The organism is Asanoa sp. NPDC050611, assembly GCF_040654855.1.
GTDB lineage: Bacteria > Actinomycetota > Actinomycetes > Mycobacteriales > Micromonosporaceae > Asanoa.
This window is the reverse complement of record NZ_JBFAIU010000121.1, coordinates 1-20201: the sequence shown is the minus strand read 5'-3', so window position 1 is coordinate 20201 and position 20201 is coordinate 1. Positions and strand designations below refer to the sequence as shown.

Annotated in this window: 17 protein-coding genes and 1 tRNA gene; 6 read left to right on the top strand and 12 right to left on the bottom strand. The window is 73.0% G+C overall.

Translation table 11 applies throughout. The features are described from left to right. Positions 1–166: 166 nt before the first annotated feature. Positions 167–985, bottom strand: coding sequence for an alpha/beta hydrolase (locus AB0H87_RS19870; RefSeq protein ID WP_360147284.1), 819 nt, complete (start codon positions 983–985; stop codon positions 167–169). Between the two features lie 57 nt (positions 986–1042). Here AB0H87_RS19870 and AB0H87_RS19865 point away from each other — a divergent pair, with 57 nt between their 5' ends. After that, complete coding sequence (locus AB0H87_RS19865) at positions 1043–1507, top strand: helix-turn-helix domain-containing protein (protein ID WP_360147281.1); 465 nt, start codon at positions 1043–1045, stop codon at positions 1505–1507. A 4-nt stretch (positions 1508–1511) separates the two neighbouring features. Here the strand turns inward: AB0H87_RS19865 and AB0H87_RS19860 are convergent, their stop codons facing one another. Then, complete coding sequence (locus AB0H87_RS19860; protein ID WP_360147278.1) at positions 1512–1928, bottom strand: NUDIX domain-containing protein; 417 nt, start codon at positions 1926–1928, stop codon at positions 1512–1514. A gap of 147 nt (positions 1929–2075) precedes the next feature. Between AB0H87_RS19860 and AB0H87_RS19855 the strand changes: the two genes are divergently transcribed. Further along, a complete protein-coding gene (locus AB0H87_RS19855) occupies positions 2076–2741 on the top strand; it encodes a Type 1 glutamine amidotransferase-like domain-containing protein (RefSeq protein ID WP_360147275.1) in 666 nt (221 codons plus the stop codon). Positions 2742–2782: 41 nt separating this feature from the next. Beyond that, complete coding sequence (locus tag AB0H87_RS19850; protein WP_360147271.1) at positions 2783–3499, top strand: copper homeostasis protein CutC; 717 nt, start codon at positions 2783–2785, stop codon at positions 3497–3499. A gap of 50 nt (positions 3500–3549) precedes the next feature. Here the strand turns inward: AB0H87_RS19850 and AB0H87_RS19845 are convergent, their stop codons facing one another. From AB0H87_RS19845 to AB0H87_RS19825, 5 genes are all read right to left on the bottom strand, one after another. Continuing rightward, positions 3550–4125 (bottom strand): dihydrofolate reductase family protein, encoded by a 576-nt coding sequence (locus tag AB0H87_RS19845; protein WP_360147268.1) that lies wholly within the window; start codon positions 4123–4125, stop codon positions 3550–3552. Next, a complete protein-coding gene (locus AB0H87_RS19840; RefSeq protein ID WP_360147265.1) occupies positions 4122–4679 on the bottom strand; it encodes a hypothetical protein in 558 nt (185 codons plus the stop codon). The genes AB0H87_RS19845 and AB0H87_RS19840 overlap by 4 nt, the downstream gene beginning before the upstream one ends. A 574-nt stretch (positions 4680–5253) precedes the next feature. Next, positions 5254–5589 (bottom strand): hypothetical protein, encoded by a 336-nt coding sequence (locus tag AB0H87_RS19835; protein WP_360147262.1) that lies wholly within the window; start codon positions 5587–5589, stop codon positions 5254–5256. A 351-nt stretch (positions 5590–5940) separates the two neighbouring features. After that, positions 5941–7032, bottom strand: coding sequence for a 5'-3' exonuclease (locus tag AB0H87_RS19830; RefSeq protein WP_360147259.1), 1092 nt, complete (start codon positions 7030–7032; stop codon positions 5941–5943). 199 nt (positions 7033–7231) lie between these two features. Then, a tRNA-Ile gene (locus AB0H87_RS19825) sits at positions 7232–7305 on the bottom strand. A gap of 406 nt (positions 7306–7711) precedes the next feature. Between AB0H87_RS19825 and AB0H87_RS19820 the strand changes: the two genes are divergently transcribed. Continuing rightward, positions 7712–8074 (top strand): nuclear transport factor 2 family protein, encoded by a 363-nt coding sequence (locus tag AB0H87_RS19820; RefSeq protein ID WP_360147256.1) that lies wholly within the window; start codon positions 7712–7714, stop codon positions 8072–8074. Between the two features lie 545 nt (positions 8075–8619). Here AB0H87_RS19820 and AB0H87_RS19815 read toward each other — a convergent pair. Together AB0H87_RS19815 and AB0H87_RS19810 are read right to left on the bottom strand one after the other, a co-directional pair. Beyond that, positions 8620–12162, bottom strand: a complete 3543-nt coding sequence (locus AB0H87_RS19815) for a DUF87 domain-containing protein (protein ID WP_360147253.1) — start codon at positions 12160–12162, stop codon at positions 8620–8622. A gap of 2 nt (positions 12163–12164) precedes the next feature. After that, positions 12165–12767 carry a hypothetical protein gene (locus AB0H87_RS19810; RefSeq protein WP_360147250.1) on the bottom strand — a complete coding sequence of 201 codons (603 nt, stop codon included), beginning with the start codon at positions 12765–12767 and terminating at the stop codon, positions 12165–12167. A 243-nt stretch (positions 12768–13010) separates the two neighbouring features. Between AB0H87_RS19810 and AB0H87_RS19805 the strand changes: the two genes are divergently transcribed. Next, positions 13011–16907, top strand: a complete 3897-nt coding sequence (locus AB0H87_RS19805; protein ID WP_360147247.1) for a trypsin-like peptidase domain-containing protein — start codon at positions 13011–13013, stop codon at positions 16905–16907. Here AB0H87_RS19805 and AB0H87_RS19800 read toward each other — a convergent pair. Next, positions 16904–17638, bottom strand: a complete 735-nt coding sequence (locus AB0H87_RS19800) for an NAD(P)H-binding protein (RefSeq protein WP_360147244.1) — start codon at positions 17636–17638, stop codon at positions 16904–16906. The two genes, AB0H87_RS19805 and AB0H87_RS19800, sit on opposite strands and share 4 nt — an antisense overlap. A 366-nt stretch (positions 17639–18004) precedes the next feature. Between AB0H87_RS19800 and AB0H87_RS19795 the strand changes: the two genes are divergently transcribed. Beyond that, positions 18005–18613, top strand: a complete 609-nt coding sequence (locus AB0H87_RS19795) for a dihydrofolate reductase family protein (RefSeq protein ID WP_360147241.1) — start codon at positions 18005–18007, stop codon at positions 18611–18613. Here the strand turns inward: AB0H87_RS19795 and AB0H87_RS19790 are convergent. Then, positions 18586–19422 carry an NAD-dependent protein deacetylase gene (locus tag AB0H87_RS19790; protein WP_360147238.1) on the bottom strand — a complete coding sequence of 279 codons (837 nt, stop codon included), beginning with the start codon at positions 19420–19422 and terminating at the stop codon, positions 18586–18588. The genes AB0H87_RS19795 and AB0H87_RS19790 overlap by 28 nt on opposite strands. A 21-nt stretch (positions 19423–19443) precedes the next feature. Further along, positions 19444–20145, bottom strand: coding sequence for a VOC family protein (locus AB0H87_RS19785; protein WP_360147235.1), 702 nt, complete (start codon positions 20143–20145; stop codon positions 19444–19446). Between the last annotated feature and the right edge of the window lie 56 nt (positions 20146–20201).

The window sequence follows — 20201 nt, the reverse complement described above, 5'->3', positions numbered from 1 at the left end:
CGTCGACGTCCCCGACCTCGACCTCGCGCTGCCCGACAACGCCGCCGGCCTCGACGACACCGTGCACGACATCGTCGCGCAGGCGTCGGCGGCGTGGGAAGCCGCCGTCTCCTGGGACGACGACTACGCGGTCAGGCGGCTCGCCGAGGTCCGAGCGGTCTGAGTCTCAGGAACGTGGGATCAGCTCGCGCACCCGCTGCGCGAACGCCCGGGGATGGGTGAGGTTGCCGTTGTGCCCGCCCGGGAACCGCCGCACCGGGACGGCGAGATGGTCGGCCAGCGCGAGCCCGGCGAGGTAGTCGAACCCGTCCTCCGGGCTCGACTCCCCCACCGCCGGGATGATCCGGGCGTCGCGCGGGACGTCGGCCAGCCGCAGCGTGTCCGTGAGCGCGGCGTCGATGTCGTTGCTCAGGAAGTACTCGAAGTTGGCCGCACGCTGGTCCGTGAACGGGAACGGCGTGATGCCCGGCTCGGTCTGCTGGTGGCGCGGGTCGATACCCAGCACGGCGGCCACCTCCGCGGCGGCCGCCCGCCAGCCGTGCTGCTCGTGGACGGCGCGCACACCGGCGAGGTTCTTGCGGGCCAGGTCCGCGTCGGCTCGCGCGAGGAACGACAGCGCGATCGGCTCGTGGGCGATCAGGACCTCGATCATTGCCGGGTACGCGCTGAGCATGTGCAAACCGATGGCGGCGCCGAGACTCAGACCCAGCATCGCGGCGGGACGGTCGGTGACCTGCCGGAGGACGGCCGCCGCGTCGTCGGCGTGCCGCCGGATGGAGACCGGGGCAGCCGGGTCGTCAGCCACGCTGCGCGACAGCCCCCGGCGGTCGTAGGTGACGACGGTCAAGCGGTCGGCCAGGTGGCTAACGAGGTCGACGGTGCGGTCCGCGTCGCCCTCGCCGCTCTGTCCGATGAGCAGGACCGGGCCGGAGCCGGTGACCTGGTAGTGGAGGCGGGCGCCGTCGACGTTCACGAAGCTGTTCATGGCCACGACGCTAAACCATCATTTCTGATGCATCAAGAATGATGTACCTTGGATCACGTGACCCCTGTCGAACTGATCCTGCTGGGCCGAACGCTGATGAAGATCGGGGAGCAGTCGCTGCCAGCCCCGGCCGGCGGCAGCCCGCTGGGAGGCGAGCGGACGGTGGTCATCGTCATGAGCGAGATCTACGAGAACCCCGGCATCACGGTCAGCGAGATCGCCCGGAGCACGGGGCTGCCCCAGAGCGCGGTCTCCGGCGCGGTCGCCCGGCTGCGCGAGGTCGGCTCGGTGCTGACCGAAGCCGACCCCACCGACCGGCGACGCCAACTGCTGCGCCGCAACCCTAAACTGACGCCACGCCGCCGAACGGTCGCCACGGCCGGCATCGAGGAGTCGGTAGCGGCAGCGCTGGGCGACCACGAGCCAGGCGACCTGGCGGAGGTGCTGTCGGCCATCGAGACGCTGGGCCGGCGACTCACCCCGGAGACGATCGCCCGCCTCCGCACCGAAACGTCCGACTGAGTCGTTACGTGACGAGCACGGCGGTGAGCATCGAGAGATACGACTCGTGGGCGAGACGGAGGCTGCCAAGGTCGGAGGTCTCGAACCACGCCACGGCGTCGTGCTCGTTCGGCGCGGCGTTGACGGGTGTTCCGGTCCAGCTGTCGACCAACCAGATCCGCATGTGGATGGTCGCGGTCCGGAACTCGTGCATCGGCGGGCCGGACGGCTTCGACGCCGTGATTCCCAGCTCCTCCCGTAGCTCGCGGACAAGGCTCTCTTTCGGGTCCTCCCCGTCCTCGACATGGCCGCCGGGGAAGTCCCAGACGTCGGGATTGTTACGGCGTGCGGCGCATCGGTGACACAGCAGGACCCGGTCGCCGTCGCGAAGAACGGCCGTCACGATCTGGACCAGACCGGCGTCGGCGGCGGAGATCGTCATCGGCACATGATGGCCCATGCGGACCTGCCGCGGCGCCCGCTCCAGCGCGGATGCGGCGTGGGCCGCAGCGATCTCAGGGACCTTCTGAGGCAGGCGCCGCCGTACGATAGGCGCGTTTGCCGTCCCTCACGATCGTCGGAGGCACCCTTGAAGCTCTTGCTGACGTCCGGCGGTGTGACGAACCCGAGCATCCACTCGGCGCTCCTGCAGCTTCTCGGCAAGCCGGTCTCCGACTGCCACGCCCTTTGCGTCCCGACAGCACAGTGGGGTCACCCCATGTGCGGGCCGGCATCGGTGCGGGGCTTCGTGGCCGCCGACCCCGCGCCCGACTGGCAGTACCTGTCCGGCCTGGGCTGGGCTTCGCTCGGCGTCCTCGAGCTCACGGCGCTGCCGAGCATCGGCGCGGAGCGATGGGTCCCGTGGGTCCGGGAGGCCGATGTGCTGCTGGTCGACGGTGGCGATGCGACGTACCTCTGCCACTGGATGCGAGAGTCCGGACTCGCCGATCTGCTGCCCTCGCTGCCCGACACCGTCTGGGTGGGGGTGAGCGCGGGAAGCATGGTGATGACGCCCCGGATCGGGACGTACTTCGTCGAGTGGCCGTCGGCGCCGGACGACCGAGCGTTGGGAGTCGTCGACTTCTCGATCTTCCCGCACCTGAACCTTTTCCCCACGAATACCCTGGCCGATGCCGAGCGGTGGGCGGCCGACATCGGGGGCCCGGCCTACGCGATCGACGAACAGACGGCCATCAAGGTCGTCGACGGCTCCGTCGAAGTGATTTCCGAAGGGCAGTGGACGAAGTTCGGGTAATTGTCACCTCGCCTGCGCCTGAGCGGTAAGGACAGGAACTCATGCGCGTCGAGATCAGCGTCGAGTCGCTCGACGGCGTCCGCGTCGCCGCCAGTGCCGGCGCCGCGCGCGTCGAGCTGTGCGCCGGCCTGTCCGACGGCGGACTCACCCCCAGCGCCGCGCTCATCGAGGCGGCCGCCGAGCTGGCCGAGGTGCACGTCCTCGTGCGGCCGCGACCCGGCGACTTCCACTACTCACGCGACGAGGTGGACCTCGTCGTCCGGGACATCGCCGTCGCGCGGCGACACGGCGCGGCGGGCGTGGTCGTCGGCGCGCTGGCCGGGGACGGCACGGTCGCGGACGACTGTGCCCGGTTCGTCGACGCCGCCGAAGGCCTGGAGACGACGTTCCACCGCGCCATCGACGTCAGCGCGGACTCCCGTCAGGCCCTGGACCGGCTGGCGGACCTGGGTTTCACGCGGGTGCTGACCTCGGGCCGGCGCCGGTCCGCACTCGACGGTGCTCCACTGATCAAGGAACTGGCCACCCGGACGAGTGTCACCGTGATGGCGTGCGGCGGAGTGCGGGCCGCCAACGCCGCGCTGGTCCTCGCCGCGACCGGCGTCGACGACCTGCACGCGGCGCCCCGCCGACCCGCGGGCACCGCCCGAGCCGGCGACGTGTCCTACGCAGGCGTCGGCGTCCCGCCCGGCTACGACCGCTTCGAGACCGACCCGGACGAGGTGGCCGCACTCTGCGCTGTCCGCCCCGCGTCGTAGACGCTCGGGCGGATCCGGATCTGCCGCTGGCGCTCAGGTGGCCAGCGCGTTCAGGCGGCCGGCCGAGCCACGGCATAGTGGCTGGTGGTCATGCCGGTGTCGCCGGTCGACGAGCCGCGGTGAATGAGCCGCACGTCGTGATCGAGCACACCGAACAGCGGGAGTCCGCCGCCGAGCAGCACAGGTGCGCGTGAGACGGTCAGCTCGTCGAGCAGGTCGTGCCGCAGGAAGGTCTGGATCACCTGGCCGCCGTCGACGTAGACGCGTCGTGCTCCGCGGGCCCGCAGCAGCGCGAGCACGGCGGGCAGATCACGGGCGACCGTGACGTTGGGGTCCGCCTCCGCCGGCAGGGTGGTGCTGAGCACGATCACGGCCTTGCCGTCGTACGGCCACGAGTCGAAGGTGCGGACCTTGTCGTACGTGCCACGACCGATCACGAGGTGGTCGACGGACGCGTAGAACGCGTGAAACTCCGGCGGAGGATGCGGGCCGTCGTGGCCCGCGACGTGACGTGGCTCCACCGGCGGGTCCGTCAGCCACGCGATGTCGCCGTCGGTGCGGGCGATGTATCCGTCGGCGCTGGTGGCGATCAGGGCGAGTCCCTGCCAGTCGCGTTCTATGCTCATTTCCATCCCTCGATGAGTTGGGTCAGCAGCGCATGCCGGTCGACGGCGGCGCGGGGGAAGGGGTGCGCGGCCGCGCGGACCGTCGTGCCGAGCTGGACGTCCAGCAGGAGCTGAGCGGCCACGTTCGGGGCGGGCGCACGGCGGAGGTCGTCGACGTCGCGCGCCTGTGCGATCAACGCGGCGAGGTAGCCGACCTGTTTGGCCCAACCGATGGCCAGCAGCCGACTCAGCTCGGCATCCTTGAGGTCCTCCATGAGCATCGCCACCCCGGCGACCGCGGTCTCGCGATCGGCGGGCGTGGCCGCGGCCCGGTCCACCCATACGCGCAGCTCCACCAGGCCGCCCTCCCCCTGAGGCGCGTCGGGCAGATGGGCGATCCACCGGCGGCTCAGCGCGGCAAGGACGCCCTGGCGCGACCCGAATCGCTTGATCAGGGTCGCCGCGTGGACCCCGGCAAGCCGGGCGGCGTCGTTGAGGCTCCAGGACGGAGACGACAACCCTGCCGCCACCCGGTCGAGAAGCTCGTCATCTGTCTGTTGCCTCGGTCGTGCCACGCAGTTAGTAAATCGCAATTGCGTAACTCCGTCAAGCTGGTCCGCCGGCGGGCTCGGCGTGCCGGCCCTTGCCTGCGGGCCGAGCTTGACCCCGCCGTGCCGGCGAGCGCGGACTTAGGAGCAACGTTGGGTCCGACCTCGCACACCTCGGTCGCCCCGGGAATCGGAATGACAAATGGCTTGGTAATCCGTGGCGGCGAAGCGGACACGACTTAGCAAGCCATTTGTGGACCCAATGCGGCACGATCCGAACCGCATTCCCGCAGCTCAGGGCCACTTTGTGACCGTCGCACCTGTGCGAACCCGGCAGTTGTAGCGCACGCCTGGCGCAGGTTCGATTCCCGGCGGGTCACGCTAAGCACGGTCGCTGACCAGTTACTGGAAGGGCCGTCGCACCCGGTCCGGCGATCGGGGGTCGCGTCTGCTGAATCTCGGCCCGGCGGGTTCGTGCGTACAGCGCGATCGGCCGGTCGTGCTCCTGGGACCGGACCGGCGCGTGTGCCCGATCCCGCCTCGTCCCATCCCGCCGGGAGGGACGCCCGGCACCACGCCAACGGCAGCGGGGGACCGAGGATCAGGGGTTGCGGTCAGGGCTGGTCAGCGCCTCCCACTCCTCAGGGCTAGGCGGAAAAGGCTGCCAGTACGGCAGGTAGAAGGACCGGCGTGGTGGGTTCGCGACGGTGTAAGGCTTGAACTGTGGATCGGCGACGACCCGGTACACGACCTCAGCGGTCGACATGTCGAAGAGGTCCCACGGCTGCCCGCCCTCACTCCTGGCAATCACCGGCCACCGGTCCGGGTTAACCAACCGGTTGACCAGCCAGTAGTACTCCCCCTCCCGCTGATCCCAGCCCCACTGGACCAGGCCCGAGTGCGCGCCCGGTTCGAAGACTCCGTCGAGCTCGTACATCCGCGCGATGCTCTCGCTCCCGGTCCAGATATGCCGAAAACATGCCCGGCGGGAACGTTCGACACAGTTCTTTGAAGTCGGTGGGCAGTGGTACGCCCAGCTCGGACTCGGTCCGGCTCCAGCTCGCCTCGCCCGGCTCCCCGCGCCAGCCGGTCACCTCGGCGATCCGATCGACCTAGTTCATACTCGTTTTCCTTGAGGCAGGTCAGAAGCTAGCTCATATCTGCTGGGTTGGCTTTCAGTTACCGGTCCTGACCGTCGTGGTTGGCCCGCTGCCGGTGCAAATGGCCAGGTCTCGCAGCCCTCGGGTTGACAAGGGTTGGCCGGGCGGCTCAGGCGATCTCGCCGCTGTCAGAAGAGGGTGAGCTGACCCGGCATCGGGCCGGGCCGGCGCGAACGCGGTGGACGGACTGCCACGCGTACCCATGCCGGCGCATCCGCGAGCTCGTCCGGCGGAGTGCCACCCGTCAGTGCCCACAACGACGGGCCGAGCAGGATGCCCCGGCCGGCGAGCGCGCGCCGCATTCCGGAAAACGCAAGCGGGAGCCGGATCCCTTCCAAATCGGGCACCGGAAGGTCGGTACGCATCCGCATCAACCGGCGGTTACGCTCCACCACCTCGCGCGCGGCCGGTTCGGCCAACCGCTCGGTCGCCCGTACGCCCACGGCCGCGTTCACCTCCGCCGCCCTCCCACCATCCAGCGCCGCCCACACCGCGTCGACCGTCCCGAACGCGGTGAGCAGGTCGGCGGCGGTCGCCGGCCCGAAGCCGGGCACCCCGGGGAGGTTGTCGGACGGATCACCGCGCAGTGCGGCGAAGTCGCGGTACTGCCACGCCTCGACCCCGCACACGACAGGCAGGGTGGCGGCCCTCATCAGCACCGCGGCGTCGCGGCCACCGTTGCGGATCCGCAACACCGAGGTGCTCGCGTCAAGCAGCGCGAAGGCATCGCGGTCGCTGGTGACCAGGACAGTACGCCAACCGGTGTCCCGAGCCTTCGCCGCGCAACTGGCGAGAACGTCGTCTGCCTCGTAGCCAGCCGGGACGAACACCGGCAGCCCAGCCGCGCGCAGCAGGTCCGGCGCGGCGGCCAGCTGCTCCCGCAGGTCCGCTGGCTTGGCCGGCCGGTGCGCCTTGTACCCGGCGTAGTCGTCCGCCCTCATCGACGACACTGGACAGTCGAAGCCGACCAGCACGGCGTCCGGACGCAGCCGGGCCGCCGCATGGGCGATATGCGTGACCAAACCCTTGAGCGCCCACACCGCCCGACCCTCACCGTCGCGCAGCTCTCCTGTGGCTGCGGCATGGTACGCGCGGTGCAGCAGGCTGTTGCCGTCGATCGCGAGCAGCAGCGGTTCCGGGGGGCTCACGCCAAGAGCGTAAACGGCGGGTTGGCGCAGGGCATCCAGCCTGCGCGGCCGGGCCGGATGGGTCTGGTACATCGGAGTACCCGGCTGACCAGAACGGCAGCAGAATGCGAATCGGTCTTGGCCGTCGCCCGTGATTCGTTACCAGTGCGGATCGCGCCACCGGAGTACGGTCGCCTGGCGGAAGCGCTCCAGCACGCTGGGCAACTGTTCGCGTACGGCGCTTGTCGCGCGTCTTCACGCGCTTCGGGCCGCGTCTGCTACGCGTTTCGTGTGGGGCCGGCGGGGCTCGAACCCGCGACCGAGGGATTATGAGTCCCCTGCTCTAACCGGCTGAGCTACGGCCCCGTGCCGGCGGACCGGCGCCGGGATCGTATCCCGGCGGTGGTGGTTGCGACCACCGCAGGCGGCTTCGACCCGCCGGGCGCGTGCGAGGCTGGTCCATAGTTGATCAAGGAGTGCCCGAGCCACAGGTCGGTGCCGTGCTGCGGTTCTGCGGCCTGGGTGGGCGCGCCTTGGGCGTTGTGGGATTGGTCTGTCTGGGTGCGGTCGTGCCGCCGTCGTGTTGATCAGGTTACCCACCGTGTTCGCCGCGGCCCGTGACCGCGCCAACGTGATCGTGCCTGTGTCAGCGTCGGCCTGCCCACCCTGCCGCAGGTCGCGACCGCGGTCTTGCCTATGCCGCCGTCGCCGTTGTCGGGTTGGCGTCAGCGCGATCGCCATGCAAGGTGCGCGGTGGCGCCAGACTGGCGGGATGACCGACGAACTCCGCGCGGCCGAACGCCGCCTGCAGGCTGCCCAGCTCGCCTCCGACGTTGCCGCCCTCGACGAGATCATCGACGACCGGCTGGTCTTCACCGGGCCGGACGGGCGGCTCTACGGCAAGCAGGACGACCTGCGTCTGCACCGCACCGGCGAGCAGCGGATGACCCGCGTCGACGAGGAGGACCTCCAGGTGCTGGTCGCCGGCGACACCGGGGTGACCTGGTTTCTCGGCACGCTCGAGGGCACGGCCGCGGGCGGACCGTTCATGGCGCGGGTCCGCTACACCAGGACGTGGGTCCGCGCCGGGAACGCCTGGCGCCTGATCGCGGCACACGTCAGTGCGGTGCCGTAGCCAACTGCCACCGTCCTGGCGGGACGGCACCCGGACGTCCGGCAACTGACCACCGTCCGACCATCCAGGACGGCGGGACCGCTCCGCACGTCAACGCGCCGCGCAGCCACCCCCGGCCGGCCAGGACGCCGGACCGCGCTGAGCACGCCCGGCGCGGAGCTCAGCGCGGCGCCGCGACCGCCTGCGGGCCGTCCGGCCAGCCGGGACGCGTCGTCCCGATCACGAACTTGGGCATGAAAAGACGCCTCCCCTCAGAAAGGAAAAGGAAAATGGGCATGGTGAATGGCGCCTCGCCTAATGGCGTGCGCGGTAGGGGAAGCGAGGGCGGTGAGAACGCGAAAGCCGCCTGCCCCAGGCGTGCGGGACAGGCGGCGTTCTAGCTGTTCAGCAGCCTATCCGGAGCACTCCCGGCACAGCAGTCGACCACTCGCGTCTGCCCAGGCTTCAATGGCGGGCCGCAACATGGTGTCGTCCTGTCCTGGTCGGTCGGTGGTTTCCGGTTACGTGAATAAATGTAGATCCACCAAAGCCACCGCGGCAATTAATTAATCGTCGTCCTCGTCGCGGTTCGCGCGCTCGACGACCTCTTCCGCGGTGAGCGGGCTGGACGGGTGGTGGCTCAGGCACAGCGGCGCGCGCAGTTTGGCGAACTCCGCACCGTCGACCGCCGCGTAGAAGTGGCCCGGGCGCAGCCGCGCCACGTCGGCGATGTCGCTGCCCTTGGCCCGCGCCATCTCCTTCGCCGCGGCGATCTGGGTCGGGCTGTTGAGCAGGCCGAACAGCTGCGTCGCGGCGTTGCCCGGTATCCGGTTGTGCAGGCCCTTCGGCGCCTGGGTCGCGAACACCAGGCCGAGCCCGTACTTACGCGCCTGCGACGCCAGCGCCAGCGTGCTCTGTGTGCACGCCGTCATCGCGCCCGACGGGGCCAGGGTCTGTGCCTCGTCCATCACGAACAGGCCGCCGAGCGGGCGGTCGTTGGCGGGGTTCTGCTTGATCCAGGCGAACAGCGCGAGCTGCAGCTGGTTGACGAAGCTCTGCCGTTGCCCGTCGTCCGGCAGGCCGACGAAGCTGATCACCGAGATCCGGGCGCGGTAGCCGGGCGCCGGGCGGAACAGCTCGCCCGGGTCGAGCGGCTCGCCCTCGCCGCCGAACAGCGGGTCGCTGACCATCGTCGCGCGCAGCAGTTGGGCGATGTCGTTGGCGATCTTCTGTGCGTTGTCGAGCTGGCTGGCCCGCCGCGGCAGTCGGGTCAGGTAGGCCACGAACGCGTGCAGGTCGGGGCCACCACCTTCCCGGGCGTACGCGGTGAGCGCCTCCCGCAGCACCGCGTTGCCGATGCGGGCCTTGGCCGTGCCGCCGTCGACGTTGGCCCGCGGGGCGAGCGACGCCACCGCGGCGTCGACGCCGGCGGCGAACGCGTCCTGGTCGTCGGCCATCGGGGCGAGGTCCGGCAGCGGCCGGAAGCTCAGCGGGCGCCCGGCCGACCGCCGCGGGGTCCAGACCACGACATCGGTGCTGCGGTGGTACGCGGCCGCGCGCGCCGTCTCCGTCTGGTCCCACTGCGCCGGCGGCTCCGGCCACGGGTCGCCGAGCCGCGCGAGGTCGTTGTTCGGATCCAGCACGATCGACGACACGCCACGCAGCGCGCACTCCTCCACCAGCCGCCGGATCAGCACGGTCTTCCCGGACCCGGAACCGGCGAAGATCGCCGCATGTCGCCGCAGCGCGGCCAGCCCGACCTCCACCGGCTGTCCATCGTGGACCGAATAGCCGAGGGTCACGGACCCAGGATCGAAACCAGGCCGCGGTGCGCCTTCGGCGCGCGCCCCGCCGGCCTCCGGGGTCGGCACGGGCCGGAGCATGCGCACGACCGCACCCTCCGAACCACCGGCCCCCGACCGCGAACCGAACGACGCCGCCCCCGCCGGTTCAACCTCGGCGTTCGGCGCGGCCAAACGGTCCGGCAGATGCGGTCCGCGCGAACCCGCCGCGCCGTCCGGCCGAACCGCACCGTGCGCGGCGGCCGAGCCATCCGGCCCATGCGGTGCCGCCGCGCCAAGAGCCGAGCCGTGCGGCACACCGCCGCCCTCGGGATCAACCGGGTCGGCCGAGCCGACCACGGAATGCGGGCCGTGCGACGCGGCCGAACCCGACGAACTCGTCGCGGCCGAGTCGCCAGGCACGTGCGGGCCCCACACCGCAGCCGGGTTGTCGGGGCCGGCGGGCGTGATCGCCCCATGCGGCCCGGCCTCAGGCCGATCATCGGCCGCCGACTCGGCCTCCGCCAGCGCCGCCCGCAGGAAGGTGATCCCGTCCGTCGGGCGGTGGGCCACGAACCACGGCCGCAGGGTCTCGTACCCCCGTTCCCGGATCAGCTGTCGCAACGCCATCAGGGCGGCCACGTCCTCGGCCGGGAACGGCAGCGTGCGCCCACCGGCCCGGCTGAACGTCTCGATCACCTCGGTGGTCCGCGCGCCACCGGACCACGGCTCGTTGCGCAGGAAGAACAGCTTGCGCTTGGTGACGCCCTCGGTCAGGCCCGCGGCCGTGCTGGCGTTGCGGATCCGGTTGAGCGCCGCGACCGGGTGCCGGGAGCCGAGCGCCCGGAACGCCCAGTGCTCCTCGTCCTCGGTCCGCTCGTCGAGGCTGCGCCGCAGCCGGGCGTGCAGCGCCGGCTTGCTGCCCGGGTGCGGGTCCATCCCGTACAGCCCGCCGGACCGCTCCCCGATCCAGGCGGTGAGCCCGGCCTCGAGCAGGCCCGGCACGACGGCGTCCTCGGTGGCCGGGTCGAGCGCCGGTGCGGGATCCGCGGCGGAACGCAGTGCCGCGTATCGCGCGGAGACCGCGGCCAGCTCGCCGTCGGACGCCGGCGACGCCGTGTCCGGAGCGGGACCCGAGGCGGTGCTGTGCACCAGCCGGTGCATCTCGGAAACGGTGTCGTCGCGCAGGCAGGCGCGTACGTGCGTGTCGATGGTCCGCAACAGCTCCCGCGGGGTGAACTGCACCGACTCGGCGAACGCGGGTGGCCGCACCGGCCAGGTCGGGTACGGCGGCGTGAAGCCCTGGTCCGCGAACGGCGCCGCGAACCGCCGGGCGATCAGCTCCCGGCCCAACTCCGCGCTGCCGATCTGGCGGAGCTGCACGGCCTCGCGGAACCGGTCCTGGACGGTGTCGGTGGCCTGGGTCTTGACCAGCGTCCACGACTCGTCGAGGCACGCGACCACCGACAGCGTGCGGCGGGTCGTCTCGCGCAGCGCCATCAGGCCGCCGGCGATCTGCTCCAGCAGCAGTGCGGCGCGCCACTCCAGCCGGGTCTCGCCGTCGAGCGTCTTGGCCGCCTGGTTGATCAGCAGGTCGATCTGGTCCACAGCGATCACGGTCGGCCCGGTCAGCGCGAGCAGCCGCGAGACGTCGCGGACGACCTCCTGCGCGGACCGCCGCGCCCGGCGCATCCCCCACGCCGCCCGCTGGCCCGGTTCGAGCTCGTCGTTCGCGCACAGGAACTCGTGGCCGACGTCCTGGTCGCTGGTCTTCTCGGCGGCCTCGAGCACGAGTGCCCGCGCGGTGTCCTGGCAGTCGACGCCGACCTGCCGGTTGTGCTTGCGGAGCAGGTCGACGAACCCGTCCAGGATGGGCCGGGTGAGCTCGGCCTCGCCGACCACCGCCCGGCGCACGGCCCGCGGCGCCCCGACGAGGTCCGCCAGCCGGCGCAGGAACGTCCGCAGCTGGCTCTCGCGCTCGGCGGTCTCCCGGTTGAGCCCGTCGAGCACGGACTGCGCCACGCTGCGCCAGAACGCGCTCGCGTCGAGCAGGCTGACCAGGAAGAAGTAACCGCCCGCAGCCTGCGTGTGCGCGCGTACCGAGCCGAGCAGGTGGGTCTTGCCACTGCCCCGCTGGCCGAGCACGGCGACGCCGACCGGGCTGGAGTCGCTGCTGTGCTGCGCGTCCTCGACGCCGTCGAGGATCACCCGCAGCGCGTCCTTGTGCAGCCCCTCGACGTGGAAGGCCGGCTGCCGCCAGACGTCGTCGGGTGTCGGCGCCCAGTTGAACCGGAGCGCCTTGAGAGCCCGCCGCTCGACCTCGTCCATGCTCAGACCCCGATGGCGATCAGGTGCCTGTCCTGGTTGCCGATGCGGACGGCCGCGTCCCGCTGTGCCGGCGTGAGCGTCTTCTGGTTGGACTCCGGGATGATCCGCACGTCCGGTGCGCTGCTCAGCGCGACCAGCGCGGCGTCGACGGCCGGCCGGTCCGCGCCGGCCAGTCGCGGGCGCAGCGCCGCGAGCGACACCAGCTCGCCCGGTCGCAGGGCGATCTCGGCGTACGCCTTGCGGAGCCAGGTGTCAAGGTCCTCGGCCGGCGCGAAGAACTCGGACGCCGCCAGGTCCGAGCGCTCGAGGAAGCCGCGCAGGCGGTTCAGCACCGTGTAAAGGGCGGCGCCGCCGGCACCGGCGCCCCGCGGCGGATCGGCTCCGAGCTGCGCGATCGCCTCGGCCCAGCCCGCCTCGGTCAGCTCGAGGCTGATCCCGCGGCCGACCTTGCGGGTCGTGATCCAACCGCGCCGGACCAGGCGGTCCCGGTATTCCTTGCCGAGCGCGAGCCCGCGGTCCGCGAGCCGGGCGTTGGGCACCTCACGGGCCTCGGCCATCAGCACTACCAGCATGCAGCGCATGGCGAAGGTGACGTCGTCGGGCATGCCGATGCTCCTGGGGCGGGGACGGCTGACGGAATTAGGCGATTCTGCCGAGGCCACCAACGTGGTTGCAAGGTCAACTACTGGATTTCCGATATCCGACATCACTGTCGTGAGTGGATCTCCATTCGAGCTGCCCGAAAGCACCGCCGCGGGCGCCGTTCGGACGAGCCGACAGATGATCGATATTGCCCACGGGCGACGCAGGCGGGCACCATAGCGAAAACCCCCGAGGAGAACGCCCCCATGAGGTTCGCGCCGCCGAGCTTCCCGTGGGTCGTGGCGATCCACTCGTCGGCGGACAGCCCGACTCCGATCGGCGCCGGCGTGGTCGTCACGGCCGACCGCGTGCTGACCTGCGCGCAGGTGGTCCGCCCGGGCGGCCGGGCGCTCGACGAGGTCTGGGTCGCCTACCCGGCGGCGGGCTCGCGCCGTGCCCGGGTCCGCCAGGTGGTCCAGGGCAGCGACCCCGACGTCGCGCTGCTCGCGCTCGCCGAGCCCGCGCCCGACCAGGTGCGGCCCGCACGCGTGCGGCTCGCGCCGCTGGACAGGCTGGCCGGCCGCGGGTGGTGGTCGTTCGGTTTCCCGGACCACGACCCGGCCGGCCGTCACACGCAGGGGACCTTCGGCGACGCGCTCGACACCGGTCAGGTCCGGCTGGCCGGCGACGGCCTGGCGCCGGGGTTCGCGGGCGCGCCGCTGTGGTCCCCGGACTACGACGCGGTGATCGGGCTGGTCGGTCAGGCGGGCACGACCGGGCACGCCGGCGGCGACGGCCGCGCCGCGAGCCTCGCGGACGCGCTGCCGGAGCTGAAGCTGGGCGCACTGGCCGACTGGCGACTCGACGCCGCCGGCGGCCCGGCCCGCACGGCCTGGGGCTGGACGAGCGACGACGACCGCTTCCGCGGCCGGTCCGCGGTGCTGCGCGTGGTCGGCGACTGGCTCGACCGGGCGGGTCGCGACGGCCGCCTGCTGGTGGTCACCGGCTCACCCGGCATCGGCAAGTCGGGCGTGCTCGGCCGGGTCGTGACGATGGCGGACGCGGCGGCCCGGCACGACACCGGCGACCCGGCCGCGCCGGGCAGCATCGCCTGCGCCGTGCACGCCGGCGGCAAGGACGCCCTGGCGGTGGCCACCGAGATCGCCGTCGCCGCGTCGGCCGCGCTGCCGACCACGCCCGGCGACCTGCTGCCCAACCTGCGCGACCGGCTCGCCACCCGGCCGTACCGGTTCAACCTCGTGATCGACGCCCTCGACGAGGCGGTGCGGCCGCGCGAGCTGATCGGGACGGTGCTCGTGCCGCTGGCGGCGCAGGGCGACCTGCTCGGCGTGCGGGTGGTCGCCGGCACCCGCCCGGAGGACGACGAGGGCGACCTGCTCGGCGCGTTCGGCGCCGGGACCCAGGTGGTCGACCTCGACTCGGCCGAGCACGTGAACATCGGCGACCTGGCCGCCCACGCGCTGGCCGTGCTGCGCCACGCGGGTGCCGGGCGGACCGACAACCCGTACGCCGACCCGGCGCGCGCCGAACCGGTCGCCCGGCGGATCGCGACGCTGGCCGGCGGCAACTTCCTCGTCGCGGGCCTGGTCGCCGGGGCGCACGGGCGCAACGACGCCGAGGCGGTCGACCCGCACCGGGTGGCGTCGCCGGCGACCGTGGCCGAGGCGCTCGACGCGTACCTCGGTGGCCTCTCCCCCGCGGGCGCCACCTCCGCCCGGCTGGCGTTGACGGCGCTGGCCTTCGCGGAGCCGCCGGGCCTGCCGCTGTCGCTGTGGCGGGTGGCGATCCAGGCGCTCGGCGGCCGGGTGACCGAGGACGACCTGTCCGCGTTCGCCGCCCGCGGTGGCTTCCTGGTGGACACGGGACCGGCCGGCGTGCACCGGCTGCGCCACCGGGCGCTCGCCGACGCGCTGCTGGCCACCCGGTCCGCGCGCGTCGAGGACGAGCGGGACCTGCTCTACGCCTGGGTCCGGCACGGGCACGCCGCGGGCTGGGCCACGGCACCGGACTACCTGCTGCGCGCGCTGCCCCGGCACGCGACGCGGGCCGGGCTGGTCGACACGTTGCTCAACGACGACGCGTACGTGCTCAACGCCGACCTCGTCGGCCTGCTCGCCGCGGCCGGTGAGCCGGAGACCCGGGAGGCACGGGCCCGGCTCGCGCTGCTGCGCCGCACGCCGCGGGCCGCGCACGCGCCGCCGGCCGAGCGGGCGGCGCTGTTCTCGGTGGTCGACCGGATCGACCGGCTGGACGCGGCGCCGCAGGCCGAGCAGGCCGACTACCGGGCGCGCTGGGCACACACTCCACCGCGACTGGAGAGCACCGTCCTAGAAGGACATTCCGACGCGGTGTACGACGTGTGCGCGGTGCCGATGTCCGGCCGCGAGTTCCTCGCCTCCGCGGGAGCGGACGGCACGGTCCGGCTCTGGGACCCGCTGACCGGCCGGGTGGAGCGGGTGCTGGTCGGTGACCCCGGCGGCGTACGCGGGCTCTGGGCGGTCCCGGTCGACGGCGCCACCCTGCTCGCCACGGCCGGCGACGACGGCACGATCGGCATCTGGGACGCCGGCACCGGCGCGCGACTGCGTACCCTGACCGGTCATTCCGACTGGGTGCGCAACCTCTGCGCGGTGCCGGTGCCGGGCGGGCCGACCCTGCTGGCCTCGGCCGGCGACGACCGCACCGTGCGGATCTGGAACCCCGCCGACGGGACACTCGCGCACACGCTGACCGGGTTCGGCGGCTGGGTCACGGCGGTCACCCACCTGCCTGTCGGCGCACACGGCCTGGTCGCGGCGACCGGCTTCGACGGCGTGATCGCGCTCTTCGACCCGGTCACCGGCGCGTGCACCAGCGCGGTCGTCGCGCACGACGGCTGGGCGACCACGCTCTGCGCGGTCCGGGCGGGCGGCGGGGTGGCGCTGGCGTCGGCCGGCTACGACGGCGTGGTCCGGCTGTGGAACCCGCTCAGCGGCGACCTGCTCAACGCGATCGACCCGCGGGCCGGCCCGCTCACCGACCTGTGCACGGTCGAGGTCGACGGCACGGTGCTGCTCACCGCGACCGACGAGAGCGGCGTGCTGCACCTGTGGGAGCCCCGCAGCGGCGCGCCCCGGCCGAGCCTGCGGGGCGACGTGAGCTGGATCCGGGCGGTCTGCGCGCTGCGGGTACGCGACCGCGACCTGCTGGCGACCGCGGGCGACGACGGCACGGTGCGGCTCTGGGACCCGGTCACCCGGCAGCCCGAGTCGGTGTTCGACGGCGGCCGGCCCGGCCCGGTGGCCGACCTGCGGGCGGTGCCGTGGCGGGGCGGCACGGCCGTGGCCTCGACCGGCGCCGACGGCGTCGTGCGGATCTGGGACCCGGCCGGCGGCGGCCGGCTGGCCGAGCTGCCGGTGCGCGACGGTGGGGTCGCGGCCCTGTGCGCGGTGCCGGACGCCGACGCGCCGCTGCTGGCCGCCGCCGGGGACGACCACGTGGTGCGGCTCTACGACCTGCGCGACGGGTCGGCCGGGCCCGAGCTGGCCGACCACCACGAGCGGGTCAACGCGGTCTGCGCGGTCGCGGCCGGCGGGCTGGTGCTCCTCGCCACCGCGGCCGACGACGCCACGGTGCGGCTGTGGAACCCGCGGGACGGCTCGGCGTACGGCGTGCTGCTCGGCCACCGCAGCTGGGTGACCGCGCTGACCACGGTGCGGCTCGGCGGGCGGGAGCTGGTCGCGTCCGGCGACAAGGACGGCACGGTCCGGCTGTGGGACCTCGACGGCGGCACGCGCTGGCAGCAGCTCGCACACACCGACGGCGTCGACGCGCTCGGCACGGTCACCGTCGACGGCCGGGAGCTGCTGGTCTCGGGCGGTGCGGACGGCACGGTCCGGCTCTGGCACCCGGCGGACGGCCGGCCGCACCACGTGCTCGGCGGGCACACGGCCGCGGTGACCGGGGTCTGTGCGGTGCCCGGGGGTGGCGGCCGGGAGCTGGTCGCGTCCACGAGCCTGGACCGGACGGTGCGCATCTGGGACCCGGCGACGGGCCGGCGCGTCCGCGCGGTTCCCGTGCACCACCGCGCGTTGTCCTGCGCGTACGCCGGCGGCACCTTGGTCGTGGGTCTCGACCGCGGCCTGCTGGGCCTGACCGGCTAGAACCGTTCCGAGAGGAACTCCTCGAAGGTGACACCGCCGTTGGCCTGCTCCGGTGCCAGGTTCGCGCCGGTGCCGAAGGCGGAGAAGACCCGGCCGGGCAGTGCGAGACCGACCACCCGGCGACGCCGGCGCGAGGCGTCGAGATAGGCCCTGGCCAGCGAGTGTGCCGAGCGGATCTCCGGGCCGCCGAGGTCCGGCACGCGGCCACGCGCACCCGCCTCGACGTGCTCGACCAAGCGGTCCGCGACGTCGTGCACGTCGATCGGCTGGAAGTTGAAGCTCGGCGCGAACATCAGCGGCAGCTTGCGCTGCGCGTGGAACATCCGCATCACGAGGCTGTGGAACTGGGTCGAGCGCTGGATCGTGTACGGCAGCCCCGACGTCTCGATCAACCGCTCGCACTCGGCCTTGGCGGCGTAGTACGCGAGCGGGATCCGGTCGACGCCGACGATCGAGGTGAAGATCATGTGCGGGCCGCCGGGCTGGGTCGCCGCGATCAGCCGGGAGCACGCCTCGGCGTCGCCGCGCGGCGCGGTGGCCAGGTGCAGGATCGTGTCGACCCCGGCGACCGCGGCCGGCACGCCCTCACCGGTGCGCAGGTCGCCGCGGACCGACCGGCCCGGTTGCGGTCGCCGGCTGAGCACCCGCACCTCGTGCCCCGCCTCCCGCAGCTTTTCGCTCACGACCCGCCCGAGGTTTCCGGTTCCCCCGGTGACCAGAACGTCCCCCATAGCCGGATTCTCCCCCAGAAATCGCCCGCCGGACCCCTACAGTGAGGTCCGCCACCGGGTGTCAGCCGGTGACTCCGCCGCGTGGTCGCGGCCAAGGGGCGGCCAGGCGGCCGGTCGCCAGGACGGTCGGCCGGGTATCCGGGGCGGTCCGCCGGGTATCCGGGGCGGTCCGCCGGGTATCCGGGGCGGTCCGCCGGAAGACTGGCGACCACCGCCGAGCAGGACGCGACCGGGCCCGGCCTGGCGCCGGAGCCGACGGCGTTGCGCGTGCGAGCCCGACCCGGGCTGGTATCGCGATGCGGACAACGACGGGGTGGTCTGCGAATAGGGTCGAAGGGAGCGAAACCGACCGGGAGGGGCACGGCCATGGAGCTCACGTTGACCACGTTCCTCTCGGTCGACGGCGTCATGCAGGGCCCGGGCAGCCCGATCGAGGACACCACCGGTGGGTTCGCGCGCGGCGGCTGGATGGTCCCGTACCTCGACCAGGACCTGAACGTCTTCATGCACGACGTGCTGGACAAGGCGGAGGCGCTGCTGCTCGGCCGGCGGACGTACGAGATCTGGGCCTCCTACTGGCCGCGGATGGCGCACCCGGTGGCCGGGCGGTTCAACCAGCTGCACAAGTACGTGGCCACCCACACGCTGGCCACGACCGAGTGGGGGCCGGCCACGCTCCTGCTCGACGACGTGCCCAAGGCGGTCGCGGAGCTCAAGGAGCGCCCGGGCGGCGAGCTGCAGGTGCACGGCAGCGGCGAGCTGGCCCGGCACCTGATGTCGCACGACCTGTTCGACGCGTACCGGCTGCTGACCCTGCCCGTCGTGGTCGGCGACGGCGCCCGGCTCTTCGACGTGCTGGGGCTGCCGACCGGGCTCGAGCTGGTCCACCACCGCACCACCGAAGCCGGCATGGTGATCAATGTCTACCGGCCGACGGGCCGGGCCGCCTACGGCACGCTCGACCTGAGGAACTGAGCCAGGGCGGGCAGCGCGGTGCCGAGCGGTGCGTCGACCTTGATGGCCGCGTACGCGTCGCCGCGCGTCGGACCCTGGTTGACGATCGCCACCGGGATGCCGAGCTTGGCGGCGCGCAGCACGAACCGGCGCCCGGACATCACCGTCAACGACGAGCCCAGCACCAGCAGCAGCCGGGCCGCGGTGACCGCGGCGAAACACCGGTCGACCCGCTCGGGCGGGACGCTCTCGCCGAAGAAGACCACGTCGGGCTTCAGCACGCCGGCCCGGCAGCGGACGCAGTCGACGGGGCGGAAGACCGCGACGTCCGCGTCGGGCAGGTCGACGTCGCCGTCGGGGTTGACGGCCGCGGCGAGCGCGGCGAACGTGGGGTTGGCCGCCCGCAGCCGGCGGTCCAGGTCGGCCCGGGCCGTGGTCTGGCCGCAGTCGAGGCAGACGACCCGGTCGATGTTGCCGTGCAGTTCGACCACGTCGCGGGCGCCGGCGGCCTGGTGCAGGCCGTCGACGTTCTGGGTGAGCACGGCCGAGACCAGCCCGGCCCGCTGCAGGTCGGCGACCGCGCGGTGGCCCTCGTTGGGCTCGGCCCGGCCGATCACCCGCCAGCCCACGTGGCTGCGCGCCCAGTAGCGCTGGCGGGCGGCGGCGTCGCGGGTGAACGTCTGGTAGGTCATCGGCGCGAACTTCCGGGCCGCCCCGGTCGGGCCGCGGTAGTCGGGTATGCCGGATTCGGTGGACAGGCCGGCACCGCTCAGCACGGCGACGCCACCCTGTGCCACCAGCTCGGCCAGCGCGGACAACGGGTCAGGCACCCGTCCATGGTGCCTGACGCGTCATCGGGGAGCGAAGGCGCAGAACTCGTTGCCGCCCGGGTCGGTCATGATCCACCAAGAGATGTCGTCGTCGGGCTCGCGTTGGACCTGCGCGCCGGCGGCGACCAGCTCGCTCGGGTCGGGCCCGGTCAGGTCGACGTCCCAGTGCATCCGGTTCTTCACGGTCTTGCGCTCGGGCACGCCGTCGAAGACCCAGTATTCCCACGGGAAGCCGGCCGCGCCGACCACCGAGGCGGCCGCGCCGGCGCCGGTCTCGACCTTGCCCCCGGTGATCGAGGCCCACCAGGCCGCGACCGCGACGGCGTCCGCGGTGTCGACGACCAGCTCGTAGACCTCGACGGCGGTGGGCGCGGTGCCGGGCCGCGGCGGGAACGCGCAGAACAGGTTGCCGTCGGGGTCGGCCAGCACCCACCAGCTGATCTCGGCGTCGGGCCGGCGGGTCACGGTCGCGCCGGCCGCGACCAGCGGCGCGGGGTCGGGGATCGGCAGCCGCAGGTCGAGGTGGACGCGGGTCTTCCCGACGCGCGGCTCCGGCACCGGGTTGACCCACAGGCTCCAGTCGCCGGGCATGACGTGGTCGACGCGCGGCGGCTTGCCCGGGTCCTCGGCGAGCGTGCCACCCAGCGCGGCCGCCCAGAACCGCGCCAGCCGCGGCGCGTCGACGGAGTCCAGGCAGATGTCCCGCAGGGCAGCGATAGTCACGCCGGTCATTGTGCGCCCGGCCCGCTTTGCTCTGCATCCAATTACGCACCACCCCC

Bases quoted from the DNA above. Each gene is read 5' to 3' on its own strand.
- AB0H87_RS19870 (WP_360147284.1), bottom strand. From the start codon at position 985: ATGAACAGCTTCGTGAACGTCGACGGCGCCCGCCTCCACTACCAGGTC.
- AB0H87_RS19850 (WP_360147271.1), top strand. From the start codon at position 2,783: ATGCGCGTCGAGATCAGCGTCGAGTCGCTCGACGGCGTCCGCGTCGCC.
- AB0H87_RS19815 (WP_360147253.1), bottom strand. From the start codon at position 12,162: ATGGACGAGGTCGAGCGGCGGGCTCTCAAGGCGCTCCGGTTCAACTGG.
- AB0H87_RS19800 (WP_360147244.1), bottom strand. From the start codon at position 17,638: ATGGGGGACGTTCTGGTCACCGGGGGAACCGGAAACCTCGGGCGGGTC.
- AB0H87_RS19810 (WP_360147250.1), bottom strand. From the start codon at position 12,767: ATGCCCGACGACGTCACCTTCGCCATGCGCTGCATGCTGGTAGTGCTG.
- AB0H87_RS19860 (WP_360147278.1), bottom strand. From the start codon at position 1,928: ATGACGATCTCCGCCGCCGACGCCGGTCTGGTCCAGATCGTGACGGCC.
- AB0H87_RS19835 (WP_360147262.1), bottom strand. From the start codon at position 5,589: ATGTACGAGCTCGACGGAGTCTTCGAACCGGGCGCGCACTCGGGCCTG.
- AB0H87_RS19820 (WP_360147256.1), top strand. From the start codon at position 7,712: ATGACCGACGAACTCCGCGCGGCCGAACGCCGCCTGCAGGCTGCCCAG.
- AB0H87_RS19830 (WP_360147259.1), bottom strand. From the start codon at position 7,032: ATGTACCAGACCCATCCGGCCCGGCCGCGCAGGCTGGATGCCCTGCGC.
- AB0H87_RS19795 (WP_360147241.1), top strand. From the start codon at position 18,005: ATGGAGCTCACGTTGACCACGTTCCTCTCGGTCGACGGCGTCATGCAG.
- AB0H87_RS19805 (WP_360147247.1), top strand. From the start codon at position 13,011: ATGAGGTTCGCGCCGCCGAGCTTCCCGTGGGTCGTGGCGATCCACTCG.
- AB0H87_RS19845 (WP_360147268.1), bottom strand. From the start codon at position 4,125: ATGAGCATAGAACGCGACTGGCAGGGACTCGCCCTGATCGCCACCAGC.